This is a genomic window from Enterobacter sp. MGH 33, from assembly GCF_000534535.1.
In the GTDB taxonomy this organism is placed as follows: Bacteria; Pseudomonadota; Gammaproteobacteria; order Enterobacterales; family Enterobacteriaceae; genus Enterobacter; species Enterobacter hormaechei_C.
Genome location: NZ_KI973212.1, coordinates 1513426 through 1529804 on the forward strand (window position 1 = coordinate 1513426; position 16379 = coordinate 1529804).

11 protein-coding genes and 1 pseudogene are annotated in these 16379 nt (G+C 58.0%); 6 read left to right on the plus strand and 6 right to left on the minus strand.

Annotated features, from left to right (window positions below; genetic code table 11):
- Positions 1–41: 41 nt before the first annotated feature.
- The gene (locus tag L379_RS16720) at positions 42–2186 is read right to left on the minus strand and encodes a TonB-dependent siderophore receptor (RefSeq protein ID WP_032652887.1); all 2145 of its coding nucleotides are present in this window, start codon (positions 2184–2186) and stop codon (positions 42–44) included.
- Positions 2187–2309: 123 nt separating this feature from the next.
- Between L379_RS16720 and L379_RS16715 the strand changes: the two genes are divergently transcribed.
- Positions 2310–3878, plus strand: coding sequence for an alpha/beta hydrolase-fold protein (locus tag L379_RS16715; protein ID WP_032652889.1), 1569 nt, complete (start codon positions 2310–2312; stop codon positions 3876–3878).
- On the opposite strand, the gene L379_RS16710 is transcribed toward L379_RS16715, so the two are convergent.
- Positions 3864–4112, minus strand: coding sequence for a DUF1158 domain-containing protein (locus tag L379_RS16710; protein WP_003858875.1), 249 nt, complete (start codon positions 4110–4112; stop codon positions 3864–3866). The genes L379_RS16715 and L379_RS16710 overlap by 15 nt on opposite strands.
- Before the next feature lie 488 nt (positions 4113–4600).
- Between L379_RS16710 and L379_RS16705 the strand changes: the two genes are divergently transcribed.
- From L379_RS16705 to L379_RS16695, 3 genes and pseudogenes are all read left to right on the plus strand, one after another.
- Positions 4601–7309, plus strand: coding sequence for a cation-transporting P-type ATPase (locus L379_RS16705; RefSeq protein WP_017382547.1), 2709 nt, complete (start codon positions 4601–4603; stop codon positions 7307–7309).
- A gap of 106 nt (positions 7310–7415) precedes the next feature.
- Entirely contained in the window at positions 7416–8480 is a 1065-nt protein-coding gene (locus tag L379_RS16700; protein WP_032652891.1) for an efflux RND transporter periplasmic adaptor subunit, read from the plus strand.
- Between the two features lie 9 nt (positions 8481–8489).
- A pseudogene (locus L379_RS16695) lies at positions 8490–11644 on the plus strand (efflux RND transporter permease subunit).
- Here the strand turns inward: L379_RS16695 and L379_RS16690 are convergent.
- Positions 11574–12695 (minus strand): YbdK family carboxylate-amine ligase, encoded by a 1122-nt coding sequence (locus L379_RS16690; RefSeq protein WP_032652893.1) that lies wholly within the window; start codon positions 12693–12695, stop codon positions 11574–11576. The pseudogene L379_RS16695 and the gene L379_RS16690 overlap by 71 nt on opposite strands.
- 105 nt (positions 12696–12800) lie before the next feature.
- On the opposite strand from L379_RS16690, the gene L379_RS16685 reads away from it, so the two are divergent.
- A complete protein-coding gene (locus tag L379_RS16685; protein WP_032652895.1) occupies positions 12801–13691 on the plus strand; it encodes an oxidoreductase in 891 nt (296 codons plus the stop codon).
- Between the two features lie 53 nt (positions 13692–13744).
- Here the strand turns inward: L379_RS16685 and L379_RS16680 are convergent, their stop codons facing one another.
- The 3 genes from L379_RS16680 to L379_RS0123930 all read right to left on the minus strand — a co-directional run bounded on the left by L379_RS16680 (position 13745) and on the right by L379_RS0123930 (position 15230).
- Positions 13745–14179 (minus strand): hypothetical protein, encoded by a 435-nt coding sequence (locus L379_RS16680; protein ID WP_032652897.1) that lies wholly within the window; start codon positions 14177–14179, stop codon positions 13745–13747.
- Between the two features lie 323 nt (positions 14180–14502).
- Positions 14503–14922, minus strand: coding sequence for a helix-turn-helix domain-containing protein (locus L379_RS16675; protein ID WP_032652900.1), 420 nt, complete (start codon positions 14920–14922; stop codon positions 14503–14505).
- Positions 14919–15230 carry a type II toxin-antitoxin system HigB family toxin gene (locus tag L379_RS0123930; protein WP_022650547.1) on the minus strand — a complete coding sequence of 104 codons (312 nt, stop codon included), beginning with the start codon at positions 15228–15230 and terminating at the stop codon, positions 14919–14921. Before L379_RS0123930 ends, L379_RS16675 begins: the two co-directional genes overlap by 4 nt.
- Positions 15231–15685: 455 nt before the next feature.
- On the opposite strand from L379_RS0123930, the gene L379_RS26260 reads away from it, so the two are divergent.
- Positions 15686–16342: a hypothetical protein gene (locus L379_RS26260; RefSeq protein WP_080473509.1), complete on the plus strand. Its 657-nt coding sequence runs from the start codon at positions 15686–15688 to the stop codon at positions 16340–16342.
- The last annotated feature ends 37 nt before the right edge of the window (positions 16343–16379 follow it).

A 16379-nucleotide genomic window follows, 5' to 3' on the forward strand; every position in this document is an offset into this window, starting at 1 on the left:
TAGGGAGAGGGTTAGGGTGAGGGGATCAGACAGCACCATGCTTACCAGCTGTAATTCACCGTCGCCGTCACCGTCCGGCCAATCCCGTAGAAGCACGCCGTATCGCTTGCGCATGACGCCACATACTTCGTGTCTGCCACGTTATTGACGTTGAACTGCACGCTTGCCCCTTTCAGGCTGCGGTTCATCTCGCCCAGATCGTAGCGCAGCATCGCGTCATACAGATCCACCGATGGCACCTTGAAGGTGTTCTTCGCATCGCCGTAGCTGGTGCCGATGTAGCGCATCCCCACGCCAGCGGTCAGGCTCTTCAGCGCTCCGCCCGGAACGGTATAGCTGGCGAACGCCGATGCCATATGCGCTGGAATGCGCGCAGGCGTTTTGCCTTCAGTTCCCGCCACCGTGGTGCTTTCGGTTTTTGCATCGGTGTAAGTGTAGGAGCCAATCAGGTTGATGTTATCCATCAGCGTGGCGTGGATTTCCGCTTCGGCGCCTTTCGAACGCACCTTGCCCGCATTTTCGAACCAGCCTTCAGCGCTGTTATAGGTCGCTACGTTGTCCTGAGTCAAATCGTACAGCGCCAGGGTCATCAGCGTGGTGTCGACCGGTTGATATTTCACGCCAATCTCGGTCTGCTCCCCGGTAGTAGGCCTGAATGGCGCAACGCCCGGCGCACGGTTGGTTTGCAGGTTCGGTTCAAACGAGGTGCTGTAGCTGATGTACGGCGACAGGCCAGAATCAAACGCGTACAGCAGGCCAGTGCGCCAGGTAAATTTGCTGTCGTTCTGCTGCGTAAAGCTGTTATCGGTAAAGTCGTTGGTACGCACTTCGCTCCAGTCGTAGCGCCCGGAAACCAGCCACTCCCAGTTGTTCCAGCTCATCTGATCCTGAAGATACAGGCCCATCTGGTCGAGATTTTGCTGCTCGTCGGTGGCCGTTTTGAAGGTACTTTCATCCACGTTCACGCCGTAAACCGGGTTTGTCCAGTCGAGGTCATACTGTGAGCCGCTCCCGCGCGCCAGCAGCTGTTTATCCTTACTGGTCTTGTAATCAAACCCGCCGAGCAGGGTGTGGTTGACGCTTCCGGTCTCCAGTAGATATTCCAGCTGGTTATCAAGGCCAAATTCGTTGGTCGTGCGCTCTTCACGCTGGGCGCGACGGGTCAACACCGTGCTGTTGGCCGCGCTGTTGGCGTAAACCAGATAATGATATTTCTGCTTGATGGTGGCGTAACGGGCGTTCTGGCGGAAGGTGAGGTTGTCGGCGAACTGGTGTTCCAGCTCGTAGCCAATCATCGTCTGCTCGCGCCAGGATTGATTGTAATTCGGATCGCTGACGTTAAAGTCGCGCGGGATGTACTTCCCGTCGGCGCTTTTCACCGTGCCATACGCGGGCAGGAAGTTGCGGTATCCGGCATCCGGATCTTTCTGGTAGCTGGTCAGCAGCGTAACGCGGGTCTGATCGTTCGGGTACCAGGTGATCGCCGGGGCGATCGCCATCCGCGTCTCTTTATAATCGTCCACCTGATTATGCTGCGTACGGGCGATACCGTTCACGCGATACAGCACGCGGCCGTCGTCGCTCAGCTTGCCGCCGAAATCAAACGCACCTTCGGCGAGATCGTTATTGCCGGTGCGGAACTGCACGTTGTGAATGGCCTCCGCCGTCGGGCGCTTGCTGGTCATGCTGATTAATCCGCCCGGATTCACCTGTCCAAACAGCACCGACGCCGGGCCGCGCACCAGCTCCACGCGCTCCAGCAGCCACGGGTCAACTGTGCCCGTCTGTGAGGAAGCCGTTGCGCCAAAGCTTAAGCCGTCGAGGAATTTCGGCACGTAGCTAAAGCCGCGCACAAACACCTCGTCGTTACGGTTAGACGAGCCCCGGTACTCGGTAAACACGCCCGCCGAGTAGCGCAGCGCCTGCGAAACGGAGGTGACGTCCTGCATGTTCATCTGATCGCGGGTGATCACCGATACCGACTGCGGCGTCTTCACGATCTCCGCGCTGGTCTTGGTGGCGGAGAGCGTTTTCGTCGCCACAATGCCTTTTACGGGCGCAGTGGGCTCTTCACTCACGCCCTGCGTCACCGTAATCGTTTCTTCTTTCGTTTCTGCCTGAGCCGCGACGCTGGTCGTCGCCAGACTCAGCAGCCAGAGCTGCATTATCTTATTATTTTTAAACATTTTTATTGAACGTCCTTGGTTGCTATCGCCATAAAAACACCGGTAAAACGCCGTTGATGATATTGCAAATTATTACCATTTGCATTAGCGTTGTTAACAAATTTCGTTGGGGAACAAGCGGTAATGAAGAGGGTATGGAGTGGGTTGCTGCTGGGGATCGGCGCGCTGCCCGCCGTGGCGGCAACGTGCGAGCAGTCGTCCCGGCAGGGCGATGTTCAGGGAAAGTTTGATGCCAGCGGCGAAGTCTGCTTCTCCCTGCCCGAGCTGGATGAAAATTACGTTTCCGCCACGCTGCATGGCGTGACGGATGCGCGCCTGCTGGATGGGCAAAACCGTCGCATCCGCACGCTGATCGAAAACGGTCCTGCGGACGGGGAACACACGCTGCTGTTTGCCCTGCCGGTGAAACAGAACACCTCGCTGGTGCTACACGGCGAAGCTGGCAAGCCGTGGCGTTTTCAGTGGCGGATGAAAGAGACCTCTCCGTTACCACGCGTGCAGATGCTGGCGCCAGAAAGCCCGACGCTGAAGGCGCTGGCAAACGTCATTTCTGCCGGTGGAAGTACCGAGGCGTTCTGGCAGGCGCAGCGTCGACAGGGAACGCCGATGGTGGAGCCGGTAGATGCGAGCCATAAGCGGGTGACCTTTCTGTGGCGCGGCGCGCGGGATAACGTCTTCATTCTCGGCTCTCCGGCGGGGGATCACGATCCGCTGTTCCGTCTGGGCAACAGCGACGTCTGGTTCCGCAGCTACGTGGTCCCCGCTGATACGGTGATGCAGTACAAGCTCGCCCCCGATGTGCCGATCGTTGAAGGCTCTGCCCGCGATCAACGCCGCGCCATCCTGGTAAGCGCGCAGGCCGATCCGCTTAACCCGAATAGCTTTGGGGAGCAGAAGACCGATCGCTGGAATCGCTATTCTCTGCTCGATCTCAGCCCGGCGCGCTACTGCTCCGTTCGGGCTACGGCACAGCCGCTGTTACACGGGACGTTGAGCCGCCAGAGGCTGAGCAGCAACATCCTCGGCAATGCCCGCGACGTGATGATCTACCAACCGCGCGGCGCACAGCCTGCACGCTGGACGCTCATCCTTTTCGACGGACAGGTTTATCAGGACGAATACCATTTTGCCAACGTGCTGGACGGTCTGATTGCCCGACATCACCTGCCTCCGATTAACGTGGTGTTTATCGACAGCCTCGATCACGCCCGTCGCGGCAACGAGCTGCCGCCGAACCCGGATTTTGCTGACTTTATGGCGCACGAGCTGCTGCCGTGGCTGCGGGGGAAGGGCATCGGCATGCAGCGGCAGAAAACCGTACTGGCAGGATCAAGCTACGGGGGAATTGCCTCTTCATGGGTGGCGCTGCGCTATCCGCGCCTGTTTGGCAACGTGCTGAGCCTTTCCGGTTCTTACTGGTGGGCGCCGGAAGGTGACGCTCCCGGCTGGCTGACGCGCCAGTACCAACAGTCTCCACCGTATCCGGTGCGTTTCTGGTTACAGGCCGGGAAGTTTGAAACCACGGGGCCGGGCGGCGGCATCTATCGCACCACGCAGGATTTTGAACAGGTGCTGAGGAAAAAAGGCTATCGCGTCAGCTTCCACCCCTCATCCAGCGGCCACGACTACGCGGCCTGGTGTGAAGCGCTGATCCACGGGATGCGCGATTTCACTGGCTTACGACGCCAGTGAAAACCAGCGGCGCCAGATGAAACGCAGGATAAAGAATTCGATGGCGCCGAGCACCAAAAACCACAGACAGAACAGAATGGTGTACAGCTGATTCAGATCGACCATATGAAAGGTCTGAACCAGCTTCTGCGCCAGCACCAGACCCAGCGACGGCGCGGGTAACAGCAGGCAGGAGAGCAGGGCCATCAGCAAAATGCCCCCTGCGGTGAGCAGCGATTCTAACGGGTGTTTCATCGTAATGTTAATCGTCAGTTAAAAATGTCATTGTCCGGCATCCTGAAACGTAAAGCAATATCATCCCCGCTGGCAAAATTGGGTAAAAGGCCACCGTTATTCTGCGAATTAATAACAGAAAATAGATAATATTTTCGGGGCGATTAAATTAATATCGCGTTATGTAAATAAACGTCTTTCTCACGAAAATAATTTTACAAAGCTATAGGTGCTATATCCAATTAACGTCGCAATAACAATGGCTGCGACAATGTATAACGCCAGACGCCGTCCGCGATAAATACCAAACATGCTTCCTCCTCGTTTAGTGTTGGTTTAGAAATATTTTGTAAAAATCAACGCGTCGAAATAATTTTAATCAGTTTTGAATAACCGGGTAGTCAATATATTGCGGTAGATCAATTTAACCCGCAAGACTTAAAAATGAATTATTTAAAGCCAGAAAGGAATTCCGGCTTCCGTCCACCGGATATTGAAGGAAAAATACCATGACCAAAAAAAATTTCTCGCAGAATATGCCACCCGCAGGCGGGCAGGCGTACCAGCAGACCGTAGAGCAGGTGCTTGCTCAGGCGCAGAGCCAGGCTAATGGCCTGGACCGTGCCGAGGCGCAGGCGCGTTTACAGAAGCATGGCCCGAACGCGCTGCCGGAGAAAAAAGGCAAGCCGGGCTGGCTGCGTTTTCTCGCGCATTTTAACGATGTCCTGATTTACGTCCTGCTGGCAGCCGCCGTATTAACGGCAGTAATGGGACACTGGGTTGATACGCTGGTTATTCTGGGCGTGGCGGTAATCAATGCCTTAATTGGCCACATTCAGGAAAGTAACGCGGAAAAATCCCTGAAGAGTATTCGCAATATGCTCTCCAGCGAGGCGCGCGTTATTCGTAACGGCAACCATGAAACTATCCCGACGACGGAAATCGTCCCGGGCGATATTATTGTGTTGCGCGCAGGAGATCGTATACCGGCGGATATGCGCTTAATCGAAGCGCATAATTTACGCGTGGAAGAGGCAATTCTGACCGGTGAATCCACCGTGGTGGATAAACACACGAACCCGCTGAACGGCGAATTACCGCTGGGCGACCGCACGAACCTGGTCTTTTCCGGTACGACGGTAAGCGCGGGCGGCGGCGTTGGCGTGGTCATTGCCACGGGCCAGGAGACCGAACTCGGCCACATCAACCAGATGATGGCGGGCATTGAAAAACACCGCACGCCGCTGCTGGTGCAGATGGACAAGCTGGGCAAAGCGATCTTCGCCATTATCCTCGCCATGATGGCCGCGCTGTTTGTCTTCAGCCTGGTGTTCCGCGAAATTCCAATGGGCGAGCTGCTGCTCTCCCTGATTAGCCTGGCGGTGGCGTCCGTACCGGAAGGTCTGCCGGCGATTATCTCCATCATCCTCTCCCTGGGCGTGCAGGCGATGGCGCGCAAGCGGGCGATTATCCGCAAGCTGCCAACGGTTGAAACCCTGGGCGCGATGACCGTGGTCTGCTCGGATAAAACCGGCACCCTGACCATGAACGAGATGACGGTGAAAGCCATCATCACCGCCGACACCTGCTATCGCGTGGACGGCAACAGCTACGAGCCGGTGGGCAACATCTACCTCGAAGGCAGCGACGAGCCGGTGCAGATCCAGCCGGGCACCGTGCTGGAGCAGTACCTGCGCACCATCGACCTGTGTAACGACAGCCAGCTGATTCAGGACGAGCGTGGCCTGTGGGGCATCACCGGCGGGCCAACCGAGGGCGCGCTGAAGGTGCTGGCGGCCAAGGCCCACCTCGAGCCGGTCGTGACCACGCTGGTTAACAAGATCCCGTTCGACTCTCAGTACAAGTACATGAGCACCCACTACCAGATTGGCAGTGAGGAGCAGATTTTGATTACCGGCGCGCCGGACGTGATTTTCGCCCTGTGTGAGCAGCAGCAGACCCGCAACGGTGCGCAAGCCTTTGACCGCGCGTACTGGGAAACGGAGATGGAGCGCTATGCGCGTCAGGGGCTACGCATGGTCGCCGCGGCGTTCAAGCCAGCGAACGGCGAGCAGGCATTAACTCACGACGACCTGAGCCACGGTCTGATCTTCCTCGGCATTGCCGGGATGATGGATCCGCCGCGTCCGGAAGCGATTGAGGCGATTAACGCCTGCCAGCAGGCGGGGATCCGCGTGAAGATGATCACCGGGGATCACCCACAGACGGCGATGAGCATCGGCCAGATGCTGGGGATCACCAACAGCGAGCAGGCGGTTACCGGCTACCAGCTGGAGAAGATGGACGACGCCGAGCTGGCGGAAGCGGCGGTGAAGTATGACATCTTCGCCCGTACCAGCCCGGAGCATAAGCTGCGCCTGGTGAAAGCGTTGCAGGACAAAGGCGAAATCGTCGGCATGACCGGTGACGGCGTGAACGATGCCCCGGCGCTGCGCCAGGCGGACGTGGGTATTGCGATGGGCATCAAAGGCACGGAAGTGACCAAAGAGGCGGCGGACATGGTCCTGACGGACGATAACTTCGCCACCATCGCCAGCGCGGTAAAAGAGGGGCGTCGCGTTTACGACAACCTGAAGAAGACCATCCTGTTCATCATGCCGACCAACCTGGCGCAGGGGCTATTGATTGTGATTGCGCTGCTGGCGGGGAACATCATTCCGCTGACGCCAGTGCTGATCCTGTGGATGAACATGGCGACCTCCGCCACGCTCTCCTTCGGCCTGGCCTTCGAGGCCGCCGAGCGCAACATTATGCGCCGCCCGCCGCGTCAGACCGGGCAGCACGTGATGGACGCCTACGCCGTCTGGCGCGTGGCCTTCGTCGGCACCATGATTGCCATCGCCGCCTTTGCGCTGGAAGCCTGGCTGGCCCCGCGCGGCCACAGCGCGGAGTTCATCCGCACCGTGCTGTTGCAGATGCTGGTCTGCGCCCAGTGGGTTTACATGATTAACTGCCGCAACACCGACGGGTTCTCCCTGAACCGCGGCCTGCTGGCGAACAAAGGGATCTGGCTGGTAACGGGCGTACTGTTCCTGCTCCAGGCGGCGATCATCTACCTGCCGTTTATGCAGATGCTGTTCGGCACCGAAGCGCTGCCGCTGCGCTACTGGTTCGTGACGCTGGCGGTGGCGGGCGTGATGTTCTTCGTCGTCGAAATCGAGAAGCGACTGACCCGCAGGTTCCGTAAGGCTGCATAACCTTTTGCCCTCACCCTAACCCTCTCCAACAGGGAGAGGGAACTCTGACCTCCCTCTCCCTGTGGGAGAGGGCCGGGGTGAGGGAAAACAACGCCGAGGTACTCCCATGAAATTCCCACTCCTGTTCGCGCTCCTCGCCTGCACCCTGCCACCCGCATTCGCCGCGGCCATTCCCGTGCGTGTCGCCACCGTGGAGCAGACCGCCCACGCCGCCGAGCGTCAGATCCCGGGTCGCATTGAAGCTATCCACACCGTTGAACTGCGCGCCCGCACGGAAGGCGTCATCACCAGAATCCACTTCCGCGACGGGCAGTACGTGAAAAAAGGCGACGTGTTGTTCGAACTGGACGACGCCGAGCCGCGCGCCGCCCTGCGTCTGGCGCAGGCCGAAGTGAGAAGCGCCGAAGCCACGCTGCGTCAGGCGCAGCAGCAGCTGTCACGCTTCGAAAGCCTGGGCAGCAGCAACGCCATCAGCCGCCACGACGTGGACAACGCCCGCATGCAGCGCGACGTAGCGAGCGCCGCGCTGGAGCAGGCGAAAGCCCGTCTCGACACCCGCAGCGTCACCCTCAACTACACGCGCATTACCTCACCGATTGACGGGCGCGTGGGGCACAGCAACTTTCACGTCGGCAGCCTGGTGAATCCTGCCAGCGGTGTGCTGGTGGAGGTGGTGCAGCTCGATCCCATCCGCATCGCCTTTGCGCTGGAAGAGGGCGCGTTTGCCACTAAAGCCGGACAGCATGCGGATATCAGCGCCATGAAGCAGGCCTGGCAGGCGCTGATTGACAGCAACGGCCAGCGCATCAGCGGGGAACTCACCTCCGTGGACAACCGCATCGACCCGCGCACCGCCAGCGTGATGCTGCGCGCCGAGTTCGCCAACCCGCGCCATCAGCTGCTGCCCGGCGGCAACGTGAACGTCTACCTGCGTCCGTCAAGTGAGCAACCAGTGCTGACTCTGCCCGCCGCTGCCGTACAGCAGAATGGCCACGGATTCTTCGCATGGGTGGTTAACGCCGAGGATAAAGCCGAAATGCGTCCGCTGAAGGTCGCCGGACAGATCGGCCAGCAGTTCCAGATTGCCTCCGGCCTGAAGCCCGGTGAGCGAGCGATTACTGACGGTGCGCAGCGCGTGCAGCCAGGCGTTGCCGTCCAGATACTGAATTAAGGAGCCATCATGCTGACGTTTTTCATCAAACGCCCGCGCTTTGCGATGGTGATTGCGCTGGTCATCACCCTGCTGGGGGCCATCGCGCTGAGGATTATTCCGGTGGAGCAGTACCCGCAGATCACCCCGCCGGTCGTGAATGTGTCAGCGTCATGGCCGGGCGCCAGCTCGGCTGACGTGGCGGAGGCCATCGCCACGCCGCTGGAAACCCAGCTGAACGGGGTGGATCATATGCTCTATATGGAGTCCACCAGTTCGGACGAGGGTAGCTATAGCCTGAACATTACCTTTGCGGCAGGCACCGACCCGGATCTCGCCGCCATCGACGTGCAGAACCGCGTGGCGCAGGCCGTGGCGCAGCTGCCGACCGAGGCACAGCAAAACGGCGTGCAGGTGCGCAAGCGCGCCACCAACCTGATGATGGGGGTAAGCCTTTACTCACCGAACAACACCCACACGCCGCTGTTCGTCAGCAACTACGCCAGCACCCAGGTGCGCGAGGCGCTGTCGCGTCTGCCGGGCGTCGGGCAGGTACAGATGTTTGGCGCACGGGACTACAGCATGCGCATCTGGCTGCGCCCGGACCGCATGAACGCCCTGAACGTGACCAGCGATGACGTGGCGCAGGCGCTGCGCGAGCAGAACGTGCAGGGGGCGGCAGGCCAGGTCGGCACGCCGCCGGTGTTTAACGGCCAGCAGCAGACCCTGACCATAAACGGGCTGGGGCGCTTAAATCAGGCCGACGACTTTGCCAACATCATTATCCGCGCCGGGGAGATGGGTCAGCTGGTGCGCCTGAAGGACGTCGCCACCATCGAGCTTGGCTCGCGCAGCTACAGCTCTGGCGCGCAGCTGAACGGGCACGACTCTGCCTACCTCGGCATCTACCCGACGCCGTCCGCTAACGCCCTGCGCGTGGCCGATGCGGTGCGCGCGGAGCTGGAACGGTTATCCACGCGCTTCCCGGACGATCTGGTCTATGAAGTCAAATTCGACACCACCTCGTTTGTGGCCGCCACCATCAAAGAGATTGGCGTCTCGCTGGCGCTGACGATGCTGGCGGTGGTGGTCGTGGTGTCCCTGTTCCTGCAAAGCTGGCGCGCGACGCTGATTGTTGCCCTTGCCATTCCGGTGTCGCTGGTGGGCACCTTCGCGGTGCTCTATACGCTCGGCTACTCCGCCAATACGCTGAGCCTGTTCGCTATCATTCTGGCGCTGACCATGGTGGTGGATGACGCCATCGTGGTGGTGGAGAGCGTCGAAACGCTGATGGCGGAAGGGCAGAGCCGTACGGCGGCGACCGCGCTGGCGCTGCGCCAGATCGCCGGGCCAGTGATTGCCACCACGCTGGTGCTGCTGGCGGTGTTTGTGCCGGTGGCGCTCCTGCCGGGGATTGTCGGCGAGCTGTACCGCCAGTTCGCGGTGACGCTCTCGACTGCCGTGACGCTCTCAAGCCTCGTGGCGTTGACTCTTACGCCCGCCCTGTGCGAGCTGTTGCTGCGCCCGCGACCGGAGAAACCTGCGGCACTCTATCGCGCCTTTAACCACGGGCTGGACGCCACGCGCGGTTTCTACACCCGCATCGTGAACGTTTTAAACCTGCGCCCGTGGCTGGCGCTGCTGGCCACCGCAGGCGCGGCGGCGGTGGTGGTATTCAGCTTTATGTCGATGCCAAAGGGCTTCCTGCCGCAGGAGGATCAGGGCTACTTCTTTGCCAGCGTCCAGTTGCCGGAGGCAGCCTCGCTGGAGCGCACCGAAGCGGTGATGACCACCGCGCGCGAGCTGATCGCTAACAACCCGGCGGTAGAAAACGTGATTCAGGTCTCCGGGTTTAACATCCTCAACGGCACCAGCGCATCGAACGGCGGGTTTATCTCCATCATGCTCAAAGACTGGAGCGAGCGTCCGCCGCTGGATGAGGTGATGGGCACCCTTCAGCGCCAGCTGCTGGCCCTGCCGGAAGCCACCATCATGACCTTTGCGCCGCCGACGCTGCCGGGGCTGGGCAACGCCTCCGGCTTCGACCTGCGCATTCAGGCGCAGGCGGGGCAAAGCCCGGCGGAGCTGGAGCGCGTGACGCGTGAGGTGCTGGCGAAAGCCAACCAGAACCCGCAGCTGAGCCGCGTGTTCACCACCTGGAGCAGCAACGTGCCACAGATGACGCTCACCGTTGACCGCGAGCGCGCGGCCCGCCTCGACGTGCCGGTGTCACGCATCTTCAGCAGCCTGCAAACCGCCTTTGGCGGCACGCGCGCCGGGGATTTCAGCGTCAACAACCGCGTCTACCACGTAGTGATGCAGAACGAGATGCAGTGGCGCGAGCGCGCGGAGCAAATCAGCGAGCTGTTCGTGCGCAGCAACAGCGGCGAGCGGGTGCGTCTGAGCAACCTCATCACCATCACGCCGACCGTCGGCGCGCCATTTATTCAGCAGTACAACCAGTTCCCGTCGGTATCGGTGAGCGGCTCGGCAGCGGAAGGGGTGAGCAGTAGCACCGCAATGGCGGCGATGGGCGAGATTCTGGCGGAAAACCTGCCAGCCGGGTACGACTACGCCTGGAGCGGCATGTCGTATCAGGAGCAGCAGACCGGCAATCAGGCGATATGGATCGTGCTGGCGGCGGTGGTGATGGCGTGGCTGTTCCTCGTCGCCCAGTATGAGAGCTGGACGCTCCCGGCGAGCGTGATGCTCTCGGTGCTGTTCGCCATCGGCGGGGCGCTGGTCTGGCTGTGGCTGGCGGGCTACGCCAACGATGTGTATGTGCAGATTGGTCTGGTGCTACTGATAGCCCTCGCCGCCAAGAACGCAATTCTTATCGTGGAGTTTGCCCGCGCCCGGCGCATGGATGGAATGGCGATTGTCGATGCCGCACGGGAGGGGGCCTCGCGCCGCTTCCGCGCGGTAATGATGACCGCCGTGTCGTTCATTATCGGCGTCCTGCCGATGATGCTGGCGACCGGGGCGGGCGCCCAGAGCCGCCGCATCATCGGCACTACGTGTTCAGCGGCATGCTGGTGGCGACCGTGGTGGGGATAGTGTTCATCCCGGCGCTGTTCGTGCTGTTCCAGCGCCTGCGCGAGTGGGGCCACGGCCTTACGGACTCGTCGCCCACAGCTCACAGTGCTTCTGCACCAGAGAAATCAGCGAGCCGCCATCGGCAATAAAGTCCCGCATGCGCTGCGCCTCGCTCTTGCCCTGCTTTAACAGCAGGGCAATCTCATTGATTGCGCTTGTCGCGCCGAGCTTCTCGGCCGACGGCGCAACCTGCTCCAGCAGCCAGGCGATATCTTCCGCCACGGTTTTGTGCTCGCCGGTATGCACGTCCGTCAGAATGCCATCCAGCCCGTAGCGACAGGCCTGAAAACGGTTAAAACGATACAGCAGAAAATCTCGTTCCTGATGCTTATAGGGCCGCGCGGTCAGCAGCCAGTGCGACGTCGCCTGAATAAGCCCGGCGATGTTAATGGCATGGCCGAGCGTCAGCGGCGTATCCATCACCCGCACCTCGACGGTGCCGAAGTGCGGGCTGGGGCGGATGTCCCAGTGCAGATCCTTAATGCTGTCGATCATGCTGGTGGAACTCAGGCGGCGGAACAGCCCCTCGAACTCCTGCCAGCTGTTGACCCACGGCATCTGGCCGTTATCCGGGAAACCCGAGAAGATGTTGAGGCGCGATGAGGCGAACTTCGTGTCCGTGCCCTGCATATACGGTGATGCGGCGGCCAGGGCGATAAAGTGCGGCACAAAACGCGACAGGCCGTGCAGCAGGTAAATGGCGTCGTCCCCGGTCCGACAGCCGACGTGTACGTGCTGGCCGAACACCGTCGCCTGCAAAATCAGATAGCCAAAGCGCTCCAGCGTGACGTTATAGCGCTCGTCGTCGCACACTTCCTGCCGCTGCCATTTCTGGAACGGATGCGTCCCACCGCCGCAGATCTGGATATGCTGATCTTCCGCCGCGCGCAGGATGCTCTGCTGCATCACTGAAAACTGCGCCGCTGCCTGGTCGATGGTCTGGCACACGCCGGTGGCGATTTCGAGCATGCTTTCGGTAATGTCGTGTTTGACTTCGCCCCCTTTGATGTCGTCTTTGACGGCGGCGATGAGGGCAGAGGAGTCCTGGCTCAGATCGTAACCCGGCGGGTTAACCACCTGGAGTTCGAGCTCAATGCCGAGGGTATAAGGTTCAGAGGACTTGAAATCGGGTAAGGGCATGGCGCACTCCGTTGTCTGTTATGTGTTGAGTATAGACAATGGGCGTGGCGCGCTCTTTTCAGGGTGGTATAACTGATAGCAGGCTTAGCAAAAGGGGAGTGACCCATGTCTGACTATCCAACCATTGCGCTGACAGGACCCGGTGCGATTGGAACCACCATTGCCGCGGTGCTGCATGAAGCGGGCCGCACGCCGCTGCTGTGTGGTCGCACCGCGCATCCGGAACTGCGCCTGCGTCACGATGAGGGTGAAATTGTGGTGCCCGGTCCGGTACTCACCGATCCGAGCGTCATTACGCGCCCCGTTGACCTCGTTTTTTTGGCGGTAAAAACGACGCAAAATGCCGACAGCGCCGGTTGGCTGCGCGCCCTGTGCGATGAAAACACCGTAGTCTGCGCGCTGCAAAACGGCGTGGAGCAGAAAGCCCAGCTTGCGCCTTTGGTCAATGGCGCAACGGTGCTGCCGTCGGTGGTGTGGTTCCCTGCGCAGCGCGAGCCGGACGCCTCTGTCTGGCTGCGGGCTAAACCGCGCCTGACGTTACCGGACGTGCCGCAGGCGCAGCGGGTGGTGGAGGCGCTTCGCGGGACGCGCTGTGACGTTGAGCTCTCGACAGATTTCGCCACCGTCGCCTGGCGCAAGCTGCTGCAAAACGCGGTCGCCGGGCTGATGGTGCTGGCCAATCGCCGCGCCGGAATGTTCAGGCGCGAAGATATCAGCGAGCTGGCGCTGGCCTACCTGCGCGAGGGGCTGACCGTCGCCCGCGCCGAAGGGGCGAAGCTGGATGATGCGGTGGCGGAGGAGATCCTGGCGAACTTCCAGCGCGCGCCAGTGGATTTGGGCACGTCGATCCTTGCCGATCGTCAGGCGGATCGCCCGATGGAGTGGGATATCCGCAACGGCGTGATCCAGCGCTATGGCCGCAGGCACGGGATTGCGGTGCCCATCAGCGATGTGGTGGTGCCGCTGCTGGCGGCGGGGAGTGAGGGGCCGGGGTGAGCCAGGGGCTGGCGAGAAGGAAAGACCCGGCCGTTGTGCACCGGGTAACTCTCTTACTTACCCTGACGGGCTTTCTCTGCTTTTAGCTCTTCCATTGTTGCTTCCAGGATCCAGAGGCACTGAGCACCCTCAACCGTATCCAGCAGCGCCCGGCGGGTGCGCTGATAGAACGCGTCGACTTCGGCGGGGGATTTCTCTAGAGGCGGCGTGCAGACGATATCGCTGCCAACCATGTGCGGCCACTTTCCCGCGTCAATGGTCTGGAGCGCTTTCAGTGTGGCGCTGGTGTTTGTTGTGAGCGCTGCGGCCAAAGCATCCTCCAGCAGTTGCGCCTGCCTGACGTCAGCCGTGGCAGCCAGCGTTGGGGCTTGCGCAATCCAGTGTGTGTCACCTGAGGCGATTCCATGAAGTGCTGATGGCCAGTCAGTGCTGGCTGCAATGGCTGGGACGGTGAGCGCACAAAGCAGCAGGACGATTGGATATTTCATCGCATTATTCCCCGCTCGCCGACATCGTTTTTGCACCATACATAAACGGTTATAGACATTTGCTTAAACTCCTTTTAAGAAAATCCTGATAAATTCTTCTATTACAGTCGGTTAAAGAACAGACGGGACGTTAACGTTTATAAAAAAGGCCGTCAATGTTGGCGCAACAGGGATATGAAATAGATACTTTTTTGTTGATGCGGATTATGAAAGCCGAAGTATTTCACCGTGGTTTGCAAATATGGGCGATTGGTTTGTTAAGATTTTTAATCGCTAATCAATCAAATAGAACGCAGATTGGGTACATAGAGCCTGCTTTCGCATCAATTCCCCACAAATGCGCTCACCGGCAAACCAAAACGCTTCGCCAGCGCCCGCATATGATCCAGCGTTAACGTGCGCTGTCCGTTCAGGATCCGACTTACCAGAGACTTCTTACCAATCTCGTTCTCGAAGTCGCTCTGAGTGAGCTGGTACTGATCCATTAGCGTTCGCAGTAACGCAACGCCTGACGGAATACTGGCAATACGCGCGTTAAATTCTGCAAACTCCGAGGACTCGTTTTCGTACTTATCGATTTTGGCAGTAAGCATCTCTACCAGCGGGTTATCCGGGTCGTGCTCGATAAGATACTCCACCAGCGCCAGCGCATCCTCGTAGTCTTGCCGCGACGGGCTTGAACCCAGGAAAGGGAGTTCGTTTGTCAGAGCGTTTGCCGCTTTGATGGCTGCTGCATAATTCATTCTTTCGTTCTCCGATAGTAGTCCGTGAGCTTGTCATACTCTGCGTGCGTGCTGATGTGTTTGATGAAGAACTTTCCCCGCTCAAAATCAGCAAAAAACATTACTCTTAGATGCCCGCCACCCACATCAATGACCCACCATTTTTCCCGGTATTTCATCCGGTCCAGGCTGGGAAAGCGCTTTCGCATCTCGTCTGGTGAGGGGTAGTGTTCCTTTTTTAGTACCCGGTAAAGATCGTCCAGGGCTTGTGCTTGATTGGGATAATGTCTGGCCGCTGTGTCGAAAGGCGCTCTTGAGACTATGTGCATCCTTGCCCCTTGTTGCCAAGATGGAAACATTATAGATAGTGGTTGGTGAGTTGACAATGCGGAAACTTCGATGAAAATGCAGTTTCTACATGATCGTGACAATTGAGCTTTGCATTGAGTGCGAGCACTTTAAGTTAGAGTGGTATGCCATTAAAGTGCCAGAAGTATCTTGGCCTGAAGTATTTGTGTGATTTGCGTAGCGTATTCAGGATTTGTTTGCTGAAAAAAAGTGTAGTGGATTATTCTTTTGCTAACGATAGATACCATGATAGTTACGTCGCTTATGCCAAAAGCGTCCTTTAAACATTGTGGATTGGTAGTAGAATTAACTGATGAGCTCAATTTCTTTTATTATCATTATTACAACAGACTTAAAAAGTTAAGTTCAATTATAGATTTATTTTGATGTATAATTATGTCCATTTTACCGTAAACAGACTAAGGAATGAACCATAATGTCTTTTTTGAACGTGATTAGCGATTTTTTAAATAGCCTTCCTCAATGGTTATCATCGTTTATTATCGCTTTAATGGGCGCGGTTGTTGGAGGCTGGTTTACTCTTAGAGGTGTTGATCGCGAGGCAAAGATTACTCGCGCAGAGGCTGAAAAGAACTCCCTTGAGTTGCAGTTGTCTGTATTAAAAGGAATAAAAGGAGAGATTTTTACTTTGATTACTTTGTATAATAAAAGAATGCAAAATCATATTGATAACATTGGGCCGGGAAAAATACTGCCTATTAACTTCCCTGTTGGTGATGATAATTTTACGTTTTACGAGCAAAACGCAAAGATCATTGCAAAACTGAATGATGAAGCAAGAGATTCAATAATTAACATTTACACATATGCTCGCTCATTAATACAGTCCTTCAAAGGAAATAATCAGCTTGTCGTAGATTACGAAAAAATTCTATTTGATATGGCTGATAATAATAAAGATAAAGATATGTATGAAAGATTGCATGCTGCAAAAATTGAAGTGATGGTGGATTATGCGCAAGGAATAAAAAATATTGATGCAGAGCTTAGATGTGCTATCGATGAGGGATTTAATGTTATTAATCAAGAAATAGCGGCGCTACAAATAAAATTAACAAGCTTAGAGTTATAAGAGAGAGTTCTGCTTCTCATTATCAACTAATCATTCA